At 30.9% G+C, this 18329-nt stretch carries 10 protein-coding genes; all 10 read left to right on the top strand.

Features of this window, described 5'->3' with window-relative positions; translation table 11 throughout:
- Positions 1-18: 18 nt before the first annotated feature.
- The 10 genes from R3X25_RS02065 (at position 19) to R3X25_RS02020 (ending at position 18324) form a co-directional block, all read left to right on the top strand.
- Positions 19-2061, top strand: coding sequence for a hypothetical protein (locus tag R3X25_RS02065; protein WP_317671367.1), 2043 nt, complete (start codon positions 19-21; stop codon positions 2059-2061).
- 23 nt (positions 2062-2084) lie between these two features.
- Complete coding sequence (locus R3X25_RS02060) at positions 2085-3752, top strand: glycoside hydrolase family 16 protein (protein ID WP_317671366.1); 1668 nt, start codon at positions 2085-2087, stop codon at positions 3750-3752.
- 164 nt (positions 3753-3916) lie between these two features.
- A complete protein-coding gene (locus tag R3X25_RS02055; RefSeq protein WP_317671365.1) occupies positions 3917-5455 on the top strand; it encodes a sugar porter family MFS transporter in 1539 nt (512 codons plus the stop codon).
- 6 nt (positions 5456-5461) lie between these two features.
- Positions 5462-6805: a glycoside hydrolase family 2 TIM barrel-domain containing protein gene (locus tag R3X25_RS02050; RefSeq protein ID WP_317671364.1), complete on the top strand. Its 1344-nt coding sequence runs from the start codon at positions 5462-5464 to the stop codon at positions 6803-6805.
- 94 nt (positions 6806-6899) lie between these two features.
- On the top strand, positions 6900-10343 hold the full coding sequence (locus R3X25_RS02045) for a hypothetical protein (RefSeq protein ID WP_317671363.1): 3444 nt from the start codon (positions 6900-6902) through the stop codon (positions 10341-10343).
- Positions 10344-10440: 97 nt separating this feature from the next.
- Entirely contained in the window at positions 10441-12192 is a 1752-nt protein-coding gene (locus tag R3X25_RS02040) for a glycoside hydrolase family 3 protein (protein ID WP_317671362.1), read from the top strand.
- Positions 12189-13439 (top strand): glycosyl hydrolase family 17, encoded by a 1251-nt coding sequence (locus tag R3X25_RS02035; RefSeq protein WP_317671361.1) that lies wholly within the window; start codon positions 12189-12191, stop codon positions 13437-13439. Before R3X25_RS02040 ends, R3X25_RS02035 begins: the two co-directional genes overlap by 4 nt.
- 24 nt (positions 13440-13463) lie before the next feature.
- Positions 13464-14474: a glycoside hydrolase family 2 TIM barrel-domain containing protein gene (locus R3X25_RS02030; protein WP_317671359.1), complete on the top strand. Its 1011-nt coding sequence runs from the start codon at positions 13464-13466 to the stop codon at positions 14472-14474.
- A gap of 31 nt (positions 14475-14505) precedes the next feature.
- On the top strand, positions 14506-15954 hold the full coding sequence (locus R3X25_RS02025; RefSeq protein ID WP_411556568.1) for a glycoside hydrolase family 30 protein: 1449 nt from the start codon (positions 14506-14508) through the stop codon (positions 15952-15954).
- Between the two features lie 12 nt (positions 15955-15966).
- On the top strand, positions 15967-18324 hold the full coding sequence (locus tag R3X25_RS02020) for an MFS transporter (protein ID WP_317671355.1): 2358 nt from the start codon (positions 15967-15969) through the stop codon (positions 18322-18324).
- Positions 18325-18329: the final 5 nt, after the last annotated feature.

Below are 18329 nucleotides of genomic sequence, written 5' to 3'. Positions count from 1 at the left end.
TAAATTAAAAATAGAAGTATGAAAACATTAAAATATATTTTAAGTACTTTAATTCTATTGATAACTTTTTGGAGTTGTACAGAAGAAGAATTAGGAAGTACAGATTTTACAACTACCGTTGTTGCTCCAACAGGTGTAACAGCAGTATTAAATGTAACACAAGATAATACAGGTCTAGTTACTATTGCTCCTAACAGTGAAGGAGGAGTTAGCTATACTTTAGATTTAGGTGACGGTTCTGAAATGGTGACATTAAATCAAGGCGAAAGTGTAACTAATATTTACGCTGAAGGAGAATATACAGTAAGTGTAACAGCTGTAGGTATTACAGGTTTAACAACAATTGTTTCCGTGCCATTAACAGTTTCGTTTAAAGCTCCAGAAAATTTACTAGTAGAAATTACGAATGATGAAGCAATTTCAAGACAAGTTAATGTATTAGCAAATGCAGATTATGCAATTACTTTTGATGTGTATTTTGGAGAAGATGGTGTTGCTGAACCAGTTTCAGGTAACATAGGAGACATAGTTTCTTATATATATAATGAGCCTGGAATGTATACAATTAGAGTTGTAGCAAAAAGTGCAGCTATTGAAACTACAGAATATTCTGTAGAATTCGAAGTTACTGAAATTCTTGAGCCACTTGAAAAAGCTCCAACACCACCAACTAGAGAAGCAGAAGATGTAGTTTCAATATTTAGTGATGCATATACTAATATTAATGTTAATGAATGGAATCCAGGTTGGGGACAATCAACAACCTTAACTGATTTTGATGTAGATGGCGATAATATTTTAAAATATGATTATTTAAACTACACAGGTATTGTTACAGATTACGATAATCCAACAGATCTTTCACAAATGGAATTTGTTCATTTTGATTATTGGACAAACGATGCTGAAAGTTTATCACTAAAAATAGTAAATACAAGTCAGGCTGATGGAACTCCTGAAAAAGAATCTGAAATAAGTGTAGATGGAATTACTGAAGGAGAATGGGTAAGTGTTGACATTCCTTTAACTGATTTTACAACAGATATGTCTGGAGTAACACAGTTCTTATTTGGATCTAGTGGAGTAACAGTTTTTATAGACAATTTTTACTTTTATAAAGTTCCTACAGTTTTTGCAGATTTACCAATAACTTTTGATTCAACTGTAGAAACATTTGAGACATTTTTAGGTGCTGAATTTGAAATTACAGCTGATCCTGATGATGCTAATAATCCTGTAGGAAAAATAACTAACTATGGCGCAGATAATAGTTGGGGTTGGGAAGGAGTTAAATTACAATTAGATACTTGGGTTGATATGAGTATAATACCAACTATAAAATTAGATTTTTATAATGATGGTGCAACGCATGATGTTTTAATGAAATTAGAAGATACTACTTCTCCTTTAGATGGAAATGGAAACCCAACAGTTTTTGAAGAAGTTCATGCAACAGTTTCAAATACAGGTTGGTCAACATTAATTTTTGAATTTACATCAGGATTAAGTTATGATTCTTTAGTTTTATTTGTTGATGGTGGTTCAACAGGAATACCTGGAACATACTATTTTGATAATGTTGTAAATGAAGAATATATTTCATTGCCATTAACTATGGATACTCCAGGTCAAACATTTGAGACATTTTTAGGTGCTGAATTTGAAATTACAGCTGATCCTGATGATGCTAATAACTCGGTTGGAAAAATAACTAACTATGGAGCAGATACTAGCTGGGGATGGGAAGGTATTAAACTTAATTTAGATGAGTGGATTAATACAGACGCAGATTATAATATAAAATTAGATTTTTATAACGATGGTGCAGCTCATGATATTTTGATAAAATTAGAGGATTCTACATCTCCATTAGATGGAAATGGAAATCCAAGCGTAATTGAAGAAGTACATGCTTCAGTTTCAAATACTGGTTGGTCTGAATTAACTTTTAATTTTACAAGTGGTTTATCATTTGATAACATAGTAATATTTGTGGATGGTGGTGAAACAGGAATTCCAGGAACTTTTTACTTTGACAATGTAATGCACCTACCTAATTAATTAATAATTGTAAATTTTTTAAAATGAAAAACATAAAATATATATTAGGCTTTTTTCTAGCTCTTGTATTTTTTACAAGCTGCGAAGAGAAAGAGTATGAATTTGGAGATATAATTGCTCCTTCAAATGTTGTTATAACGGCTGAAATAATTGGGCAAGATTTAACTGATCCTGAACTTATGTATGGTGATGGTTCAGGAAAAGTAAAATTTACAGTTTCTGCAGATAATGCTATTACCTATCAAATTTATTTTGGAGATGGTAAAGATGATTTAGCTCCAATAGGTGAATACACTAAACAATATACATCACCAGGTGTAAATACATACGTAGCTACGGCTAGTGCTGTTGGTACTGGAGGTGTTACATCAAATTCTTCAATTGAAATTGAAGTGTATAGTGCATTTTCTGATGTAGATACTGAAAATCTGTTAAGTGGAGCCAATGTTGGAGATAGCACAAAATGGTATTGGGCGGCAGATTTACCTTTACATGTTGGTATGGGTACTGCATTTGATGATTATGGTAGTGGAGAATTCGCTTTTGAGTCATGGTGGAGTGGAATTGGTGCTTGGGATGAAGAAAAAGGCTGTATGTATGACGATGAATTCGTATTTACAAGAACAGAAGAAGGTATCACTTTTGAGCAAACTGCAGGTCTTGCATTTGTTCCTGGTACTTATGCAGGTTACATTGGTGTAGATGGAGATCAATGTCACGATGAAACAGTTGCAACTACTATGTATGGAGAGAAAACAGTAGCATTCTTACCATCAACTTCTAGAGCAGCTTTAGAAGGTACTTATGATGAAGAACCTTATTTAGGAACATCATTTGAAATTTCTGATGGTGGTTTTATGGGATGGTATGTAGGTTCAAGTACGTATGATATAATTTCTATAGATGAAAATTATATGAGAGTTAGAATTATTGAAAATACCGCAACTGGATCAGGTGCAGCATGGTATCAATTATTTACGTCTACAAAACCAGTTCAAGAAACTGAATCTTTAGTTTGGTCTGATGAATTTGATACAGACGGAGCTCCTGACAGTGCAAATTGGACGTACGATCTTGGTGATGGTGGCTGGGGTAATGGAGAAGCTCAAACGTATACAGATAATGCAGAAAATGTAATTGTTGAAGATGGTGTTTTAAAAATTACTGCAAAAGCTGACGGAGACGGAGGTTACACTTCTGCAAGATTAAAATCTCAAGGTTTACAAAGTTTTAAGTATGGTAGAGTTGAAGTAAAAGCAAAATTACCAAGCGTAGAAGGTACTTGGCCTGCAATTTGGATGTTAGGTGATAGTTTTGATACTGTTGGTTGGCCAAAATGTGGTGAAATTGATATAATGGAACAAACAGGTGCAGACAAAGCAACTACTTTAGGAACATTACATTGGTGGGATGAAGCTTCAAGTTCAAATGCAAGTTATGGTACTAATACAACAGTAGAAAATGCTTCAACTGAATTTCATGTGTACTCACTAGATTGGGATGAAACTTCAGTAAAAATCTATGTTGATGATGTTGAGTTTTTTGCAATGGATAACAATGAAGATTTACCTTTTAATGATAATTTCTTTATGATATTTAATATTGCAATGGGAGGATCATTAGGAGGAGACATTGACGCTGCATTTACAGAAGACTCAATGGAAATTGATTATATAAGAGTTTATCAATAATTAATAATTAAGTTAATTTTTTGGTTGGACGAAGGGGTCAGATTTTGTGATCTGACCCCTTTCTTTAAAAATTTATTTGTCCTAAAAGCAAAATAGTTTCGAGTTTAAATTTATAATCAATTACAGCTTTATTAACGGAAGAAAAAATTTAATTAATATCAAAGATGTCTAAAAAAGTTATATTTATTGCATTTGTTGTTTCTTTAGGAGGTTTTTTATTTGGATTTGATGCCGGAATAATTTCAGGAGTTATGTCTTATGCTGTTCCAGAGTTTAATTTAAGCGTTGGGCAAACGGGATGGGTAGTAAGTTCTCCTTCATTTGCAGCAATGATAGCTATGTTAATAGCTGGTAGATTAAGCGATGTAATTGGTAGAAAAAACATATTAATTGTTGTAGCATTTTTATATGCTGTTTCAGCTATAGCATCGGCATACGCAACTTCATATGAAATGTTGTATATAGCTAGAATGGTTGGTGGTTTAGCATTTGGTGCAGCACTAATTTTAGCGCCAACGTATATTGCCGAAATATCTTCAGCAGAAAATAGAGGAAAACTAGTTTCAATTCAACAATTAAATATAGTATTAGGTTTTTTTGCAGCTTTTTTAAGTAATTATTATTTCAATAAATTAAATACATCAAACACTTCATATTTAACCGATGAAAATGTTTGGAGATGGATGCTTGGAGTAGAATTTATTCCAGCTATTTTATATTTTATATTTATGTTTTTTGTGCCTAAAAGTCCACGTTGGTTGTGTTCTGTTGGTAAAATTAATGAAGCTAAAAAAGTATTAAATAGTTTACATGGCGAACAATTAGCAGATAATGAAATTAGAGCTATTGAAAAAAATATTAAAATTCAAAAAACAAAAGAAAAAGTTTCAGTTTTAGAACTCTTAAAACCATCATTACGTTTTATTTTAATAATAGGCTTGGTATTAGGAGTATTACAACAAATTACAGGAATAAACGCAGTTTATTTTTATGCAACATCAATATTTAAACAAACAGGTATTGGTACAGATGCTGCTTTTGCATCAGGAATTTTATTGAGTTTAACAACAGTATTTTTTACAATAATTGCCATATTTTTAATTGATAAAATGGGAAGAAGACCATTACTTTTGGTCGGTATTGCAGGTATTGCAATTAGTTTATTAGTTTGTGCTTATGGTTTTAATCAAGCTACTTATCAACTTTCATCAGAAAAAATTTCTCAATTTGAATTTGATGATAGTACTAAATTAACACCTTTTATTGATAAAATGTATACCAATGATGTTGATTTTAAAAATGATATGAAATCTGCTTTAGGTAATCAAGTTTATACAAAAAATGAAGGTGCAATTTTAGAAGCGGCAATAACTATGAATGCTACTTTAGTTTTAATCGGAATATTAGGTTTTATTGCTTGTTTTGCTTTTTCATTAGGGCCAGTAATGTGGGTAATGCTATCAGAATTATTTCCAAATAAATATAGAGGATTGGCAATTGGTGTAATTGGGTTTGTAAACTCTTTTATTAGCTGGTTGGTTCAGCAAGTTTTTCCTTGGGAGTTATCAAATTTTGGAAATGCGATTAGCTTTTTAATATTTGGGGTAATTGCAGTATTTGGATTCTTTATTTTGTTAAAAATATTGCCAGAAACAAAAGGGAAATCATTAGAGCAAATAGAACTTGATTTAGTAAAAAATTAGAAATTCATGATGGGATTAAGTAAAAAATTAGTTAAAAATATTTTTAGAATTACGTTATGTAGTGCATTGGTTATTGGATGTACAACAAAATCCCAAACAAAAAGTAAAATGATTACAACTAATAAGCCAGCAAAAGTTGAATTGATAAGCGAAAGCGGAAAATTCAAATTGTTAGTAGATAAAAAACCATTTTATATTAAGGGTGCAGGTTTAGAGTTTGGGAAAATTAAATCGGTGGCAAAACACGGAGGAAATTCTTTTAGAACTTGGAGAACTGAAAATGGAAAACAAAGCGGAAAAGAGGTTTTAGATGAAGCGCTAAAAAATGGTTTAATGGTAACTATGGGAATTGAAGTTGCCAGAGAGCGACATGGATTCGATTATGATAATGAAGTTGCTGTAAAAGAACAATTAGAAAGAATTAGGCAAGAAGTTATAGCCTTAAAAAATCATCCTGCGCTGTTAATGTGGGGAATTGGGAATGAATTGAATTTGAGATATACCAATCCAAAAGTATGGGATGCGGTAAATGATATTTCAAAAATGATTCATAAAGAAGATCCAAACCACTTAACAACTACAATGTTAGCAGGTATATCAAAAAAAGAAGTTGATTTTATTAAAGAGCGAAGTTCTGATTTAGATTTATTGTGTTTTCAAATTTATGGAGATTTATTAAAGTTGCCAACATTGGTAAAAGAATCTGGTTGGAAAGGAGCATATATAGTTACAGAATGGGGAGCAACTGGACATTGGGAAGTTCCAAAAACTTCTTGGGGTGTTTCAATTGAAGAAAATAGTACTGTAAAAGCAGCAAACTATTTGGCAAGATACAATGGAGGAATTGCAGCAGATCCAAATCAATGCATAGGTTCGTATGTTTTTTTATGGGGGCAAAAACAAGAGCGTACACCAACTTGGTACGGTATTTTTTTAGAAGATGGAAGCGAAACCGAATCTGTTGATGTAATGCATTATGTATGGAATAACAATACTTGGCCAGAGAATAGAGCGCCTCAAATTCAATCGTTTCAATTGAATAATAAAACAGCATACGATAATGTTATTTTAAAATTAAATGAAGAATGTGTTGTAAATTTTAAAGTGAAGAATTTAGAAAATGAGGAATTAAATTATAGTTGGGAAATTTTAAATGAAAGTACAGATTTAAAAGATGGTGGAGATTATGAAAAAAGACCTAAAGCAGTTCCTTTTGAAATAATAAATAGTATAGAAGGAAATTTGGTTTTTAAAGCTCCAAATAACAAAGGAGCTTATAGATTATTTGCGTATGTAAAGGATAGTGACAATAATACAGCAACAGCAAATATTCCATTTAAAGTAAATTAAAATAGAGCGTAAATTAATAAAAGCAACCTCATTCAAAATTATAGATAATAGAGGTTTTAATTAAAGTTAGTAAAAAAAAGTAAAAATTATTTCGATGTATATAGGTGAAAATAAAGTTTCTTTTGAAGAAAATGAAGTAAAAGGGAAACAAGTTAAAATAGGAGAAGAGAGTTACTATAAAATCTCTAATGTAGACGAAATGCGTCCGTTTTTTATGAGTATTGTAAGTTACTCAAATCATTGGATGTTTTTATCTAGTAATGGTGGATTAACAGCAGGTAGAAAAAATGCACAGTTTGCTTTATTTCCTTATTATACCGATGATAAAATTACAGAGTTTGCTGAAATTACAGGTAGTAAAACAATTTTAAAAGTTCAGTTAAATAACAAAACATATTTATGGGAACCTTTTTCAAATAGATTTGAAGGAGCTTATAAAATCAAAAGAAATTTATACAAAAATAACTATGGAAACAAAGTAATTTTTGAAGAGATAAATGAAGATTTAGGTTTAAAATTTAAATACAGTTGGAACTCAACTGAAAAGTATGGATTTGTAAAAAAATCAATGCTTACAAACATTTCAAAACAGAATAAAACTATTGAAGTTTTAGACGGATTGCAAAATATACTTCCTTATGGCGTTGGAGATGCGTTACAAAATGCATCAAGTAATTTGGTAGACGCTTATAAAAGAAGCGAATTAGATACTGAAGCAGGTATCGGAATTTTTGCCTTAAGTGCTATTATAGTAGATAAAGCCGAACCAAGTGAAGCCTTAAAAACAAATGTAGTTTGGTCAGTAGGTGTGGACAACCCAACATATTTATTGTCATCATTACAGATAGATAGCTTTAGAAAAGGAAAAAAAATTCAGCAAGAAACCGATGTGAAAGCTGAAAAAGGAGCATATTTTACACTTTCAGAATTTAGTTTAAAAGCTGAAAGTGAAAAAGATTGGTATACCATTGCAGATGTATCAAAGTCTGTTTCAGAACTAAATGAAATCACTAAATGGATTAAAGAAGAAGAAAATTTAGTTGATTTAATAGTTAAAGATATTGAAGAAGGAACTACTAAATTAGTAACCTTAAATGGAAATTCAGACGGAATACAATTAACTGCTGATGATTTAATTAATACACGTCATTTTGCAAATACACTTTTCAATATTATGCGAGGTGGTATTTTTGATGATGATTATAAAATTGAAAAAGCTGATTTTATAAAATACATTGCAAATGCAAATAAAAAAGTATTAAAAAAGAAAGAAGATGATTTAGCAAATCTTCCTGAAGTATTTTCATTAGAGTTTTTAAAAGAACTAGAAAATAATCAAACAGATAAAAATTTTAAAAGACTTTGTTTAGAGTATTTACCACTAAAATTTAGTAGAAGACATGGAGATCCAAGTAGACCTTGGAATAAGTTTTCTATTAACACAAAAAGTGAAATAGATGGTTCAAAAATACTAGATTACGAAGGTAACTGGAGAGATATATTCCAAAATTGGGAAGCGTTAGCACATTCGTACCCAGAGTTTATTGAAAGTATGATTCATAAGTTTTTAAACGCAACAACTTTTGAAGGTTACAATCCTTATCGTGTTACAAAAGATGGTTTTGATTGGGAAACTGTAGAACCAGACAACCCTTGGTCTTATATTGGATATTGGGGAGATCATCAAATTATTTATTTATTAAAGTTTTTAGAGTTTATTGAAAAATATTATCCAAATAAATTAGCGAGTTATTTTAATCAAGAAATTTTTGTGTACGCCAATGTTCCTTATAAAATAAAAAAATACGAGGATATATTAAAAAACTCAAAAGATACTATTGAATTTGATGCAGAATTAGATGAAAGTATAAACGAGAAAAAAACTCAATTAGGTGCTGATGGTGCATTATTACGAGATGAAAATTATTTTATTTATAAAGTAAATTTTGTTGAAAAAATATTAGCTACCGTATTAGCAAAAGTTTCAAACTTTATTCCTGAAGGTGGTATTTGGATGAATACACAGCGTCCTGAATGGAACGATGCAAATAATGCATTAGTTGGAAATGGAGTTTCAATGGTAACACTTTATTATTTGAGACGTTTTTTAACTTTCTTTGAAAACGTAGTAGAAAATACATCGAACGAAAAAATTGAAATTTCAGCAGAATTAGCAGATTTTTTCAAAAAAGTAGTTGATACTTTAGGTCAAAATAAAGAAATTCTTTCAGGAAAAATTTCAGACAAACAAAGAAAAACAGTTCTAGATGGTTTAGGAATTGCAGGAAGCGATTTTAGAACATTAATTTATGATAACGGATTCTCTTCAAAAAAGAAAACTATCTTAAAATCAGAATTAGTTGGTTTTGTTGCAATCACATTGAAATATATTAACCATACTATTAAAGCTAACAAAAGAGCGGATAATTTATATCACGCCTATAACTTAATGACTATTAAAAATGAGGAAGAGGTTTCGATTTCTTACTTACCTGAAATGTTAGAAGGTCAGGTTGCGGTATTAAGTTCTGGGTATGTTAAAGGTAAAGAAGCGTTAGAATTGTTAGATGCACTTAAAAATAGTGCGCTATTTAGACCAGACCAATACAGTTATATTTTATATCCAAATAAAAATTTAGCAGGTTTTAAAACCAAAAATAATATACCTACAAAAAAAGTTCAAGGTTCAAAATTAATACAACAATTAGAGAAAGATGGTATCAATGCTATTGTTGAAAAAGATGTATTTGGAACCTACCACTTTAACGGAATTTTTAACAATGCTAACAGCTTAAAAGTTGCATTAGAAAACTTACCAACAGTATACAAATCATTAGTAGAAAAAGATTCAAAATATCTTTTAGAAACTTTTGAAGAAGTTTTTAATCATAAAGCATTTACAGGTAGATCTGGAACATTTTTTGGGTACGAAGGTTTAGGCTCAATTTATTGGCACATGGTTTCAAAATTGTTATTAGCAGTTCAAGAAGTTTGCTTAAAAGCTTTTGAAGATAAAGAAGATGAAGTAATAATTGGAAAATTATTAGATCATTATTATGAGATTAATGCAGGAATTGGAGTACACAAATCACCAGAATTATACGGAGCATTTCCAACAGATCCTTATTCTCACACGCCAGGAGGAAAAGGAGCACAACAACCTGGAATGACTGGGCAAGTTAAAGAAGATGTGTTAAGTAGATTTGGAGAGTTAGGTGTTTTTGTAAATAATGGTAAACTATTTTTTAATCCAAGATTGTTGAAAAAAGATGAATTTTTAAAACACGAAAAAACATTTAAATATCAATCAATTAATAAAGAAAATAAAGAGCTAAAATTACAAGCAAACTCACTTTGTTTTACATATTGTCAAGTGCCAATTATTTATAAATTATCAGCTAAACAAGGTTTAAAAGTTGAATTTAATAAAGATTCAGCATTAGAGTTTAGCGAGTTAAATTTAGATAAAAAAACAAGTTCAAAATTATTTAAAAGAACAGGTGAAATAAGTCAAATTACAGTATTTATAAAAGAATAATATGATTGTTAACTATCAACATCTTATTAAATATTTGCTGATGATTAGCGTTTGTTTGTTCTCTTTTAATTCTTGTAAAACAACAGTAAAAAAAGAGATGACTAATAACGAAATCATAGAGCAAAAAGTAGATTCATTACTTGCATTAATGACCCTTGAAGAAAAAATTGGTCAAATGTCGCAAGTGAGACACTTTTGGGATATAAAAGATGGAGATGTTACATCAAAATTTATTGGTTCAATAATTCATACAGATGGTCCAAATCCGGGAGAATCTGCTGTAGATTGGCAAGCTAGATTTATGGAGTTGCAAAAGGAAGCTCTTGCTACCCGATTAAGTATTCCTTTATTATTTGGTGTTGATGCTGTACACGGTCAAAATACGTTCGAAGGTGCTACTATTTTCCCTCATAATATTGGTTTAGGAGCAACTCAAAATACAAAATTAGTTGAAGAAGCTGCAAGAATAACAGCAATTGAGTCACAAGCAACTGGATTTAATTGGGTTTTTTCACCTTGCGTGGCAATTCCATACAATGAGAAATGGGGTAGAGTATATGAGGCATTTTCTGAAAGTACTGATTTAACGGTTGAATTAACAAAAGCATCAATAAAAGGTCATCAAGGAAACCTTGCTGACAAAACAAGCGTAATGGCTACAGCAAAACACTTTGTGGGTGATGGAGCTACAGATAATGGAGTTGAAGGTGGAATTACAACTTTAAATGCAGCTGAAGTAAATAAACGTTTGTTACCACCATATAGAGCAGCAGTAAAAAGTGGAGTTGGTGCTATAATGACTTCATTTAATTCCTATGAAAACGTATCAATGCACGCACATAAAGCATTAATTACAGATACTTTAAAAGTTGGAATGAACTTCGATGGAATTGTAGTTTCAGATTGGAAAGGGTATTCTCGTTTTGGAAAACATACCATAATTAATGCAGGAGTTGATATGATTATGGCAGTTGATGGTGATTTAGATTTTTTTCAAAGTGATTTAAAAAAGGCGGTAGACAGTTCAAAAGTTTCAAAACAAAGAATTGATGATGCAGTTAAAAGAATTTTACGTCAAAAATTTCGATTAGGATTGTTTGAAAATCCATTTCCTACTAAATCTTTAATTAAAGAAATTGGTAAAAAAGAACATAGAGTAATTGCAAAACAAGCAGTTAGAGAATCACTTGTTTTATTAAAAAATGAAGAGAATATTCTTCCAATTAATAAAAAAACAAAAAAAATTGTTGTTGTAGGTGAACACGCTAACAATACAGGATTGCAATCTGGTGGATGGACTATTAGTTGGCAAGGAAAAAAAGAAAGTTATAAAGGAGCCACAACCATTTTAGATGGAATAAAAAAATTATCTCAAGGAACTATAATTTATGATAAAGATGGAACGGGAAATTATTTTGATGCTGATGTAGCAATTATAGTAGTTGGTGAACCACCTTATGCAGAGTTTTTTGGAGATATTAAAAAAGATTCACCATTACAATTAGCCTTAACATTATCAAAAACACATCAAAAATATATTAAAACATATACAGATAAAGGTGTAAAAGTAATTACTGTTTTAATTTCAGGAAGACCATTGGTGGTTACAAATCAATTAAAACAATCTAAAGCTTTTGTGGCAGCTTGGTTACCAGGATCAGAAGGAGAAGGAATTGCAGAAGTGCTTTTTGGAGATTACAATTTTAAAGGAAAATTACCGCATTCTTGGCCAAAGTTTGTGAAAGATTTTAAAGGAAAGTATGGCCCTAATTTTTGGGATTCATCAATTGAGCCATTGTTTCCTTTTGGATTTGGTTTACAATACAACGATGAAAATTTTAAAAAATGAAATTAAAACTAAAAATAGTACTAGGATTTATTTTAATGATGATGTTAAGTTGTTCAGAAAAACAAGAAAGTAAAGAGTTAACTGCTAAAGATATTTTGGGAAATCCAGAATATTTAGCAATCTCTTATGGAGGATATAGAGCTATAACGCGAGATGTACAGCCAACAATTCAAGAGTTAAAGGATGATATGAAAATTTTAGCAGCTATGAATGTTAAAATTTTACGCACATACAATGTTCATTTAGAACAAGCATCTAATTTGTTAAAAGCTATTTCAGAACTAAAGCAAGAAGATTCAAACTTTGAAATGTATGTAATGTTAGGTGCTTGGATAGATTGTAAAAATGCATTTACAGCGTTAGAACCTAATCATTTTGAAGAAAGTAAACGTAACCCAAAAGAAATAGCTACAGCAGTTAAATTAGCACAACAATACCCAGATATTGTAAAAGTTATTGCCGTAGGTAATGAAGCGATGATACGTTGGGCAACAAGTTATTATGTACAGCCAAGTGTAATATTAAAATATGTGAATCAATTACAAGAGCTAAAACAAAAAGGTGAATTACCTAAAGATTTATGGATAACTAGCTCCGATGATTTTGCCTCTTGGGGTGGTGGAGATCCAAGTTACCAAACACCAGATTTAGAGTTGCTAATAAAAGCTGTTGATTATGTTTCTATGCACACCTATCCAATGCATAATACTTATTACAATCCACAGTTTTGGGTGCTTCCAGAAAATGAAAACAACCTTTCAGACCAAGAGAAAATTGAAAAAGCAATGTTACGGGCAGTAGATTTTGCAAAAAATCAATATAAGGAGGTTTCAAACTATGTAAAAAGTATCGACTCAACAAAAACAATTCATATAGGTGAATCTGGTTGGACAACATATGCAAATGAACATTATGGAGATGATGGTTCAAGAGCTGCTGATGAATTTAAAGCAGGAACGTATTATAAGCTAATGCGTGAATGGACAAACAAGCAAAAAATTTCATTATTCTATTTTGAAGCTTTTGATGAACAATGGAAAGATGCTAAAAATCCAAAAGGGTCAGAAAATCATTTTGGACTTATCAATTTAAAAGGACAAGCTAAATACGCTATTTGGGATTTAGTAGATAATGGAACTTTTAAAGGTTTAAAAAGAAATGGTAAAACCATAACAAAATCATTTAGCGGAGACATAGATGCTTTAAAAAAATATGTATTAGCACCACCAACTACTGTTAATAAATAAGATAAAACCTAAAATAATGTAGTTATGTTAAAACAGTTTGTATTTGCATTTTTAATTTGTGTTTTGGTAGCATGCAATCCATTAAATTCTAATTCAGTTAATGTTTCTGGGCGTAAAATAATGGTTAATAACAGTCCTTATTTAATAAAAGGAATCTGTTATCATCCAGTTCCAAAAGGCAGTAATCAAAGAGATTTTAGCAACCTAACGCAAGATTTAGAATTAATGTTGCAAGCTGGCATAAATACTATAAGAGTTTATTCACCAATAATTGAAGAAGCTGTTTTAAATGAAATAGATGCTGCAGGTTTAAAAGTAATTATAGGTTTTGGATACAATCAAGGTGGTAATTTCGATATGCTTTCTGGGTCATTTATAGACTATGTAGAAAAATACAAAAATCATAATGCAATTTTATTGTGGGAGTTAGGTAATGAATATAACTATCATCCAGAATGGTTTGATGGAGATATAAATAACTGGTATAAAGCAATGAATAATGCGGCAGATTTAATTCATAAAACAGATAAAAACCATTTAGTAACAACTGCTCACGGAGAATTACCAACTGTTGATGTGATAGCTGCTTGTCCAAATATAGATGTTTGGGGAATGAATGTATACAGATGGGATGATCCAACTGAACTATTTTCTCAATGGGAAAATAGAAGTACAAAACCAATGTATTTATCTGAAGCAGGTGGAGACAGTTATATGACTATAACTAAAAGTGGTTATGCACAAGGGGTTAATGAAAAAGCGCAGGCAGATGCAAATGCCAAAATATTAAAAAGTGTTTTTAATAATACAGAAATATGTTCGGGTGTAACTATGTTTTCATTTACTGATGGATGGTGGAAAGCTGGAAATAATGATAGCCAAGATATAGGAGGATACGCTCCAAACAGTAGTGGAGTTCCTTATGATGGATCACCAAACGAAGAATATTGGGGTATAGTTGATATAGATAGAAATAAGAAATTAACATTTGAGATAATCAAACAAAACTATAAAAGTGAAGCATATGAGAAATAATCAAACAATCGTATTTATTTTAATTACACTTATGGTATTAAGTTCATGTAATAAAGTTGAAAAGTTAAATGTTGAAGTATATGAAACTTCAGCAAGTGGAAATAAATTAACACAATTAACAAATTTCACTCCTAGTGAAAATGTAATTAGTATAAAATTAGTGCCAGAAGAAAAATTTCAAACCATTACTGGATTTGGAGGTGCTTTTACAGAATCTTCAGCTTATTTATTAAATAAGTTAAGTAAAGAAAATCGTAATAAAATTATTGATGCATATTTTAGTCAAGAAGGAGCTAACTATTCTTTAACTAGAACTCATATGAATTCTTGTGATTTTTCATTAAGTAATTACTCTTATACACCTGTTGAAGGAGATATAGAACTTGAACATTTTACTATTGAAGAAGATAAGGACGATTTAATTCCATTTATAAAAGATGCAATGGCAGCTTCAAAAGATGGATTTAAAATTTTTGGTTCACCTTGGACTGCTGTTCCTTGGATGAAAGATAATAACAAATGGGTTGGTGGAAAATTAAAACCTGAATATTACGATACTTGGGCATTGTTTTTCTCGAAATATGCTGATGCTTATAAGGCAGAAGGGATTGATATTTGGGGATTCACTGTTGAAAACGAACCTCTTGGAAATGGAAATAACTGGGAAAGTATGCATTATTCTCCTGATGAAATGACCAACTTTGTAGTCAATCATTTAGGGCCAAAATTAGAAGCAGATGGAAAAGGAGACCTTAAAATTTTAGGATACGATCAAAACAGAGAACACTTAAAAGAATGGGTAGATTCTCAATTTAAAAATGAAGAAACATCTAAATATTTTGATGGAACTGCAATACATTGGTACGCTAGTACGTATGAAGTATATCCTGAAGAATTACAATATGCACATAACAAAGCTCCAGAAAAATTATTAATTCAAACAGAAGCATGTGTAGATTCTCAAGTGCCAGTTTGGCAAAATGACAAATGGTATTTTGAAAAAGAAGCAACTGATTGGGGTTATACTTGGGCGCCTGATAAAGACAAAAAATTTCACCCAAAATATGCACCAGTTAATAGATATGCAAGAGATATTATAGGTTGTTTAAATAACTGGGTAGACGGTTGGGTAGATTGGAATATGGTACTTGATAAAAAAGGAGGTCCAAACTGGTTCGAAAACTGGTGTATTGCTCCAGTAATTGTAGATCCAGAAAAGGATGAGGTGTATTTTACACCACTTTACTACACAATGGCTCACTTTAGTAAATTTATTAGACCTGGTGCAGTTAGAATTGGTTTTAAAAATTCAGATGAAAGTTTAATGGTTACAGCAGCTCAAAATTCTGATGGATCTATAGCGGTAATTGCCTTTAATGATGGGGATGAAGAAAAAACCATTGAGTTAACATTAAATAATAAATCAACTAATTTAACCATAAGTGCAAAAGCTATTCAAACTTTAGTAATTGCTAATTAACACCTAAAAATTATGTCAACAGCCACAACCAAAGTTCCATTCGGTCAAAAAGTAGCTTTCGGAGTTGGAATGCTCGCCAATCAAATGTTTCCCGCTGCTTTAGCTATTTTTATGGTAGTGTTAGTTCAAGATTATGCTTTTCCAACTTGGATGTGGGGAGTTTTATTTTTTCTTCCTCGTATTTTTGATGCTTTTACAGATCCTATAATGGGATTTATTTCTGATAATACAAGATCTATTTGGGGTAGACGTAGGCAATATGTGCTTATAGGTGCTTTAATTATGGGAGTTTCTTTTGGCTTAATGTGGCAATTATATATAGAAAACGGTGTAAGTTATAATTTCACATATTTCTTAATATGGTCTTTAGTTTTTTATTTAGGGCTTACAATTTTTTCTGTTCCTTATGTAGCTATGGGTTATGAGATGAGTGATGATTTTCATGAACGTACAGATATCATGGCAATTGCACAATGGATTGGACAATGGGCATGGGTAATTGCTCCTTGGTTTTGGGTGGTTATGTATGATGACGGCTGGTTCGGTGAAACAACCGAAACAACAAGAACTTTAGGAGTTTGGGTAGGTGTTATTTTTGCTGTTTTAGCAATGGCGCCTGCGTTGTTTATAAAAAGCAAATCAACTAAAAATGATGAAAATTTAGCGCCTCTAACATTAAAAACTATTGGCGGAAGTTTAAAACAGATTATAGATAATTTTGTAGAAGCTTTTAAAATTGATCAATTTAGAAGATTATGTTTTTCAACATTTTTAATTTTTAATGCATATAATGTAGTTGCTGGTTTTTCATTTTTTATTGTTGTTTATTATTTATTTAATGGCGATGCAGCAGCAGCAGGTCTTTGGCCAACATTATTAGGTAGCGTAGGTGCTTTAGCAACTACTTTTTTGGTAATACCTATTGTGGCTAAAATGTCTAAAAATTTGGGTAAAAAGAAAGCCTTTATGTTATCACAAGGTATTTCTGTTTTAGGGTATATTATGCTTTGGTTCTTATTTATTCCTGGAAAACCATATATGTTTTTATTTGCATTACCATTTTTTTCTTTTGGAATTGGAAGTTTATTTACACTAATGATGTCTATGACTTCAGATGTTATAGATATTGATGAATTAAATACAGGAAAACGAAGAGAAGGTGTTTTTGGAGCTATTTATTGGTGGATGGTAAAATTTGGTTTTGCAATTGCAGGATTATTAACAGGTGCAATTATGACACTAGTAGGGTTTGTACCAGATACTGTAAATTCTGAAGCATCAATTACAGGAATAAGATTATTCTATTCGGGTTTACCAATACTTGGTACTCTTGGTGCTATTTGGATAATGCGAGGTTATAATTTAACAGAGGAAAGAGCTCATGAAATTAGTGCAGAGTTAGCAAAGAAAAAAGCAGTTAAACCTTATGGAGCTTCAAATTTAAACTTGCTTTCTGAAGTTAATATTGATGGGTTATCTGAAAAAGAAGTAAATGAGAAATACCCACAGTTTTTTACAACTAAAGTAGATTTTACTTCTTTATCCAAAAATAATTTGCAAAGTGAATTTACCAATGTTTTTGATAAAGGTATGCCTGGTATTTGCTTTAGTGCATATACTAGTGGTCAAGCTCCTGGAGATATAATTACCGAAAAACAAATACGAGAACGTTTAGAAGTTCTGAAACCACATTCTAAATGGGTTAGAGTATTTTCTTGCACAAATGGTCATGAGAATATCCCTAAAATAGCAAAAGAAATGGGCTTTAAAACTATGGTTGGTGCTTGGATTAATAATGATATTGAAGCGAACAATATTGAAATTAAGGCTTTAATAAAACTTATTCAAAATAATTATGTTGATGTTGCTGCTGTTGGAAATGAAGTTCTATACAGAAAGGAATTGAATGAGGAAAAAATAATAGAATACATTCAACAAGTTAAAAAGGAAACAAATAATACTCCTGTTAGTTACGTAGATGCTTATTTTGAATTTTTAAACAAACCAGAATTAACTGCGGTATGTGATGTGATTTTAATCAACTGTTATCCTTTCTGGGAAGGTGCATCAATACAATCAGCAGGATTCCATCTTCAAGAAATGTATCGTAAAACATTAGATATTGCTCAAGGTAAAAAAGTAATTATTTCTGAAACAGGTTGGCCTAGTAAAGGCGAAGTAATTGGAAAAGCAATTCCTTCAGAAGAAAATGTAATGCAGTATTACATAAAAACACAATTATGGGCAGAAAAGGAACATGTTGATTTGTTTTACTTTTCTTCATTTGATGAATCTTGGAAAATTCATTTTGAAGGATGGGCTGGAACTTCTTGGGGATTATGGGATGCTAATGAAAGATTTAAGTACTAATAATT

Source organism: Lutibacter sp. TH_r2 (assembly GCF_033101135.1).
Taxonomy (GTDB): domain Bacteria; phylum Bacteroidota; class Bacteroidia; order Flavobacteriales; family Flavobacteriaceae; genus Lutibacter.
This window is presented reverse-complemented; position numbering and strand designations above follow the sequence as displayed.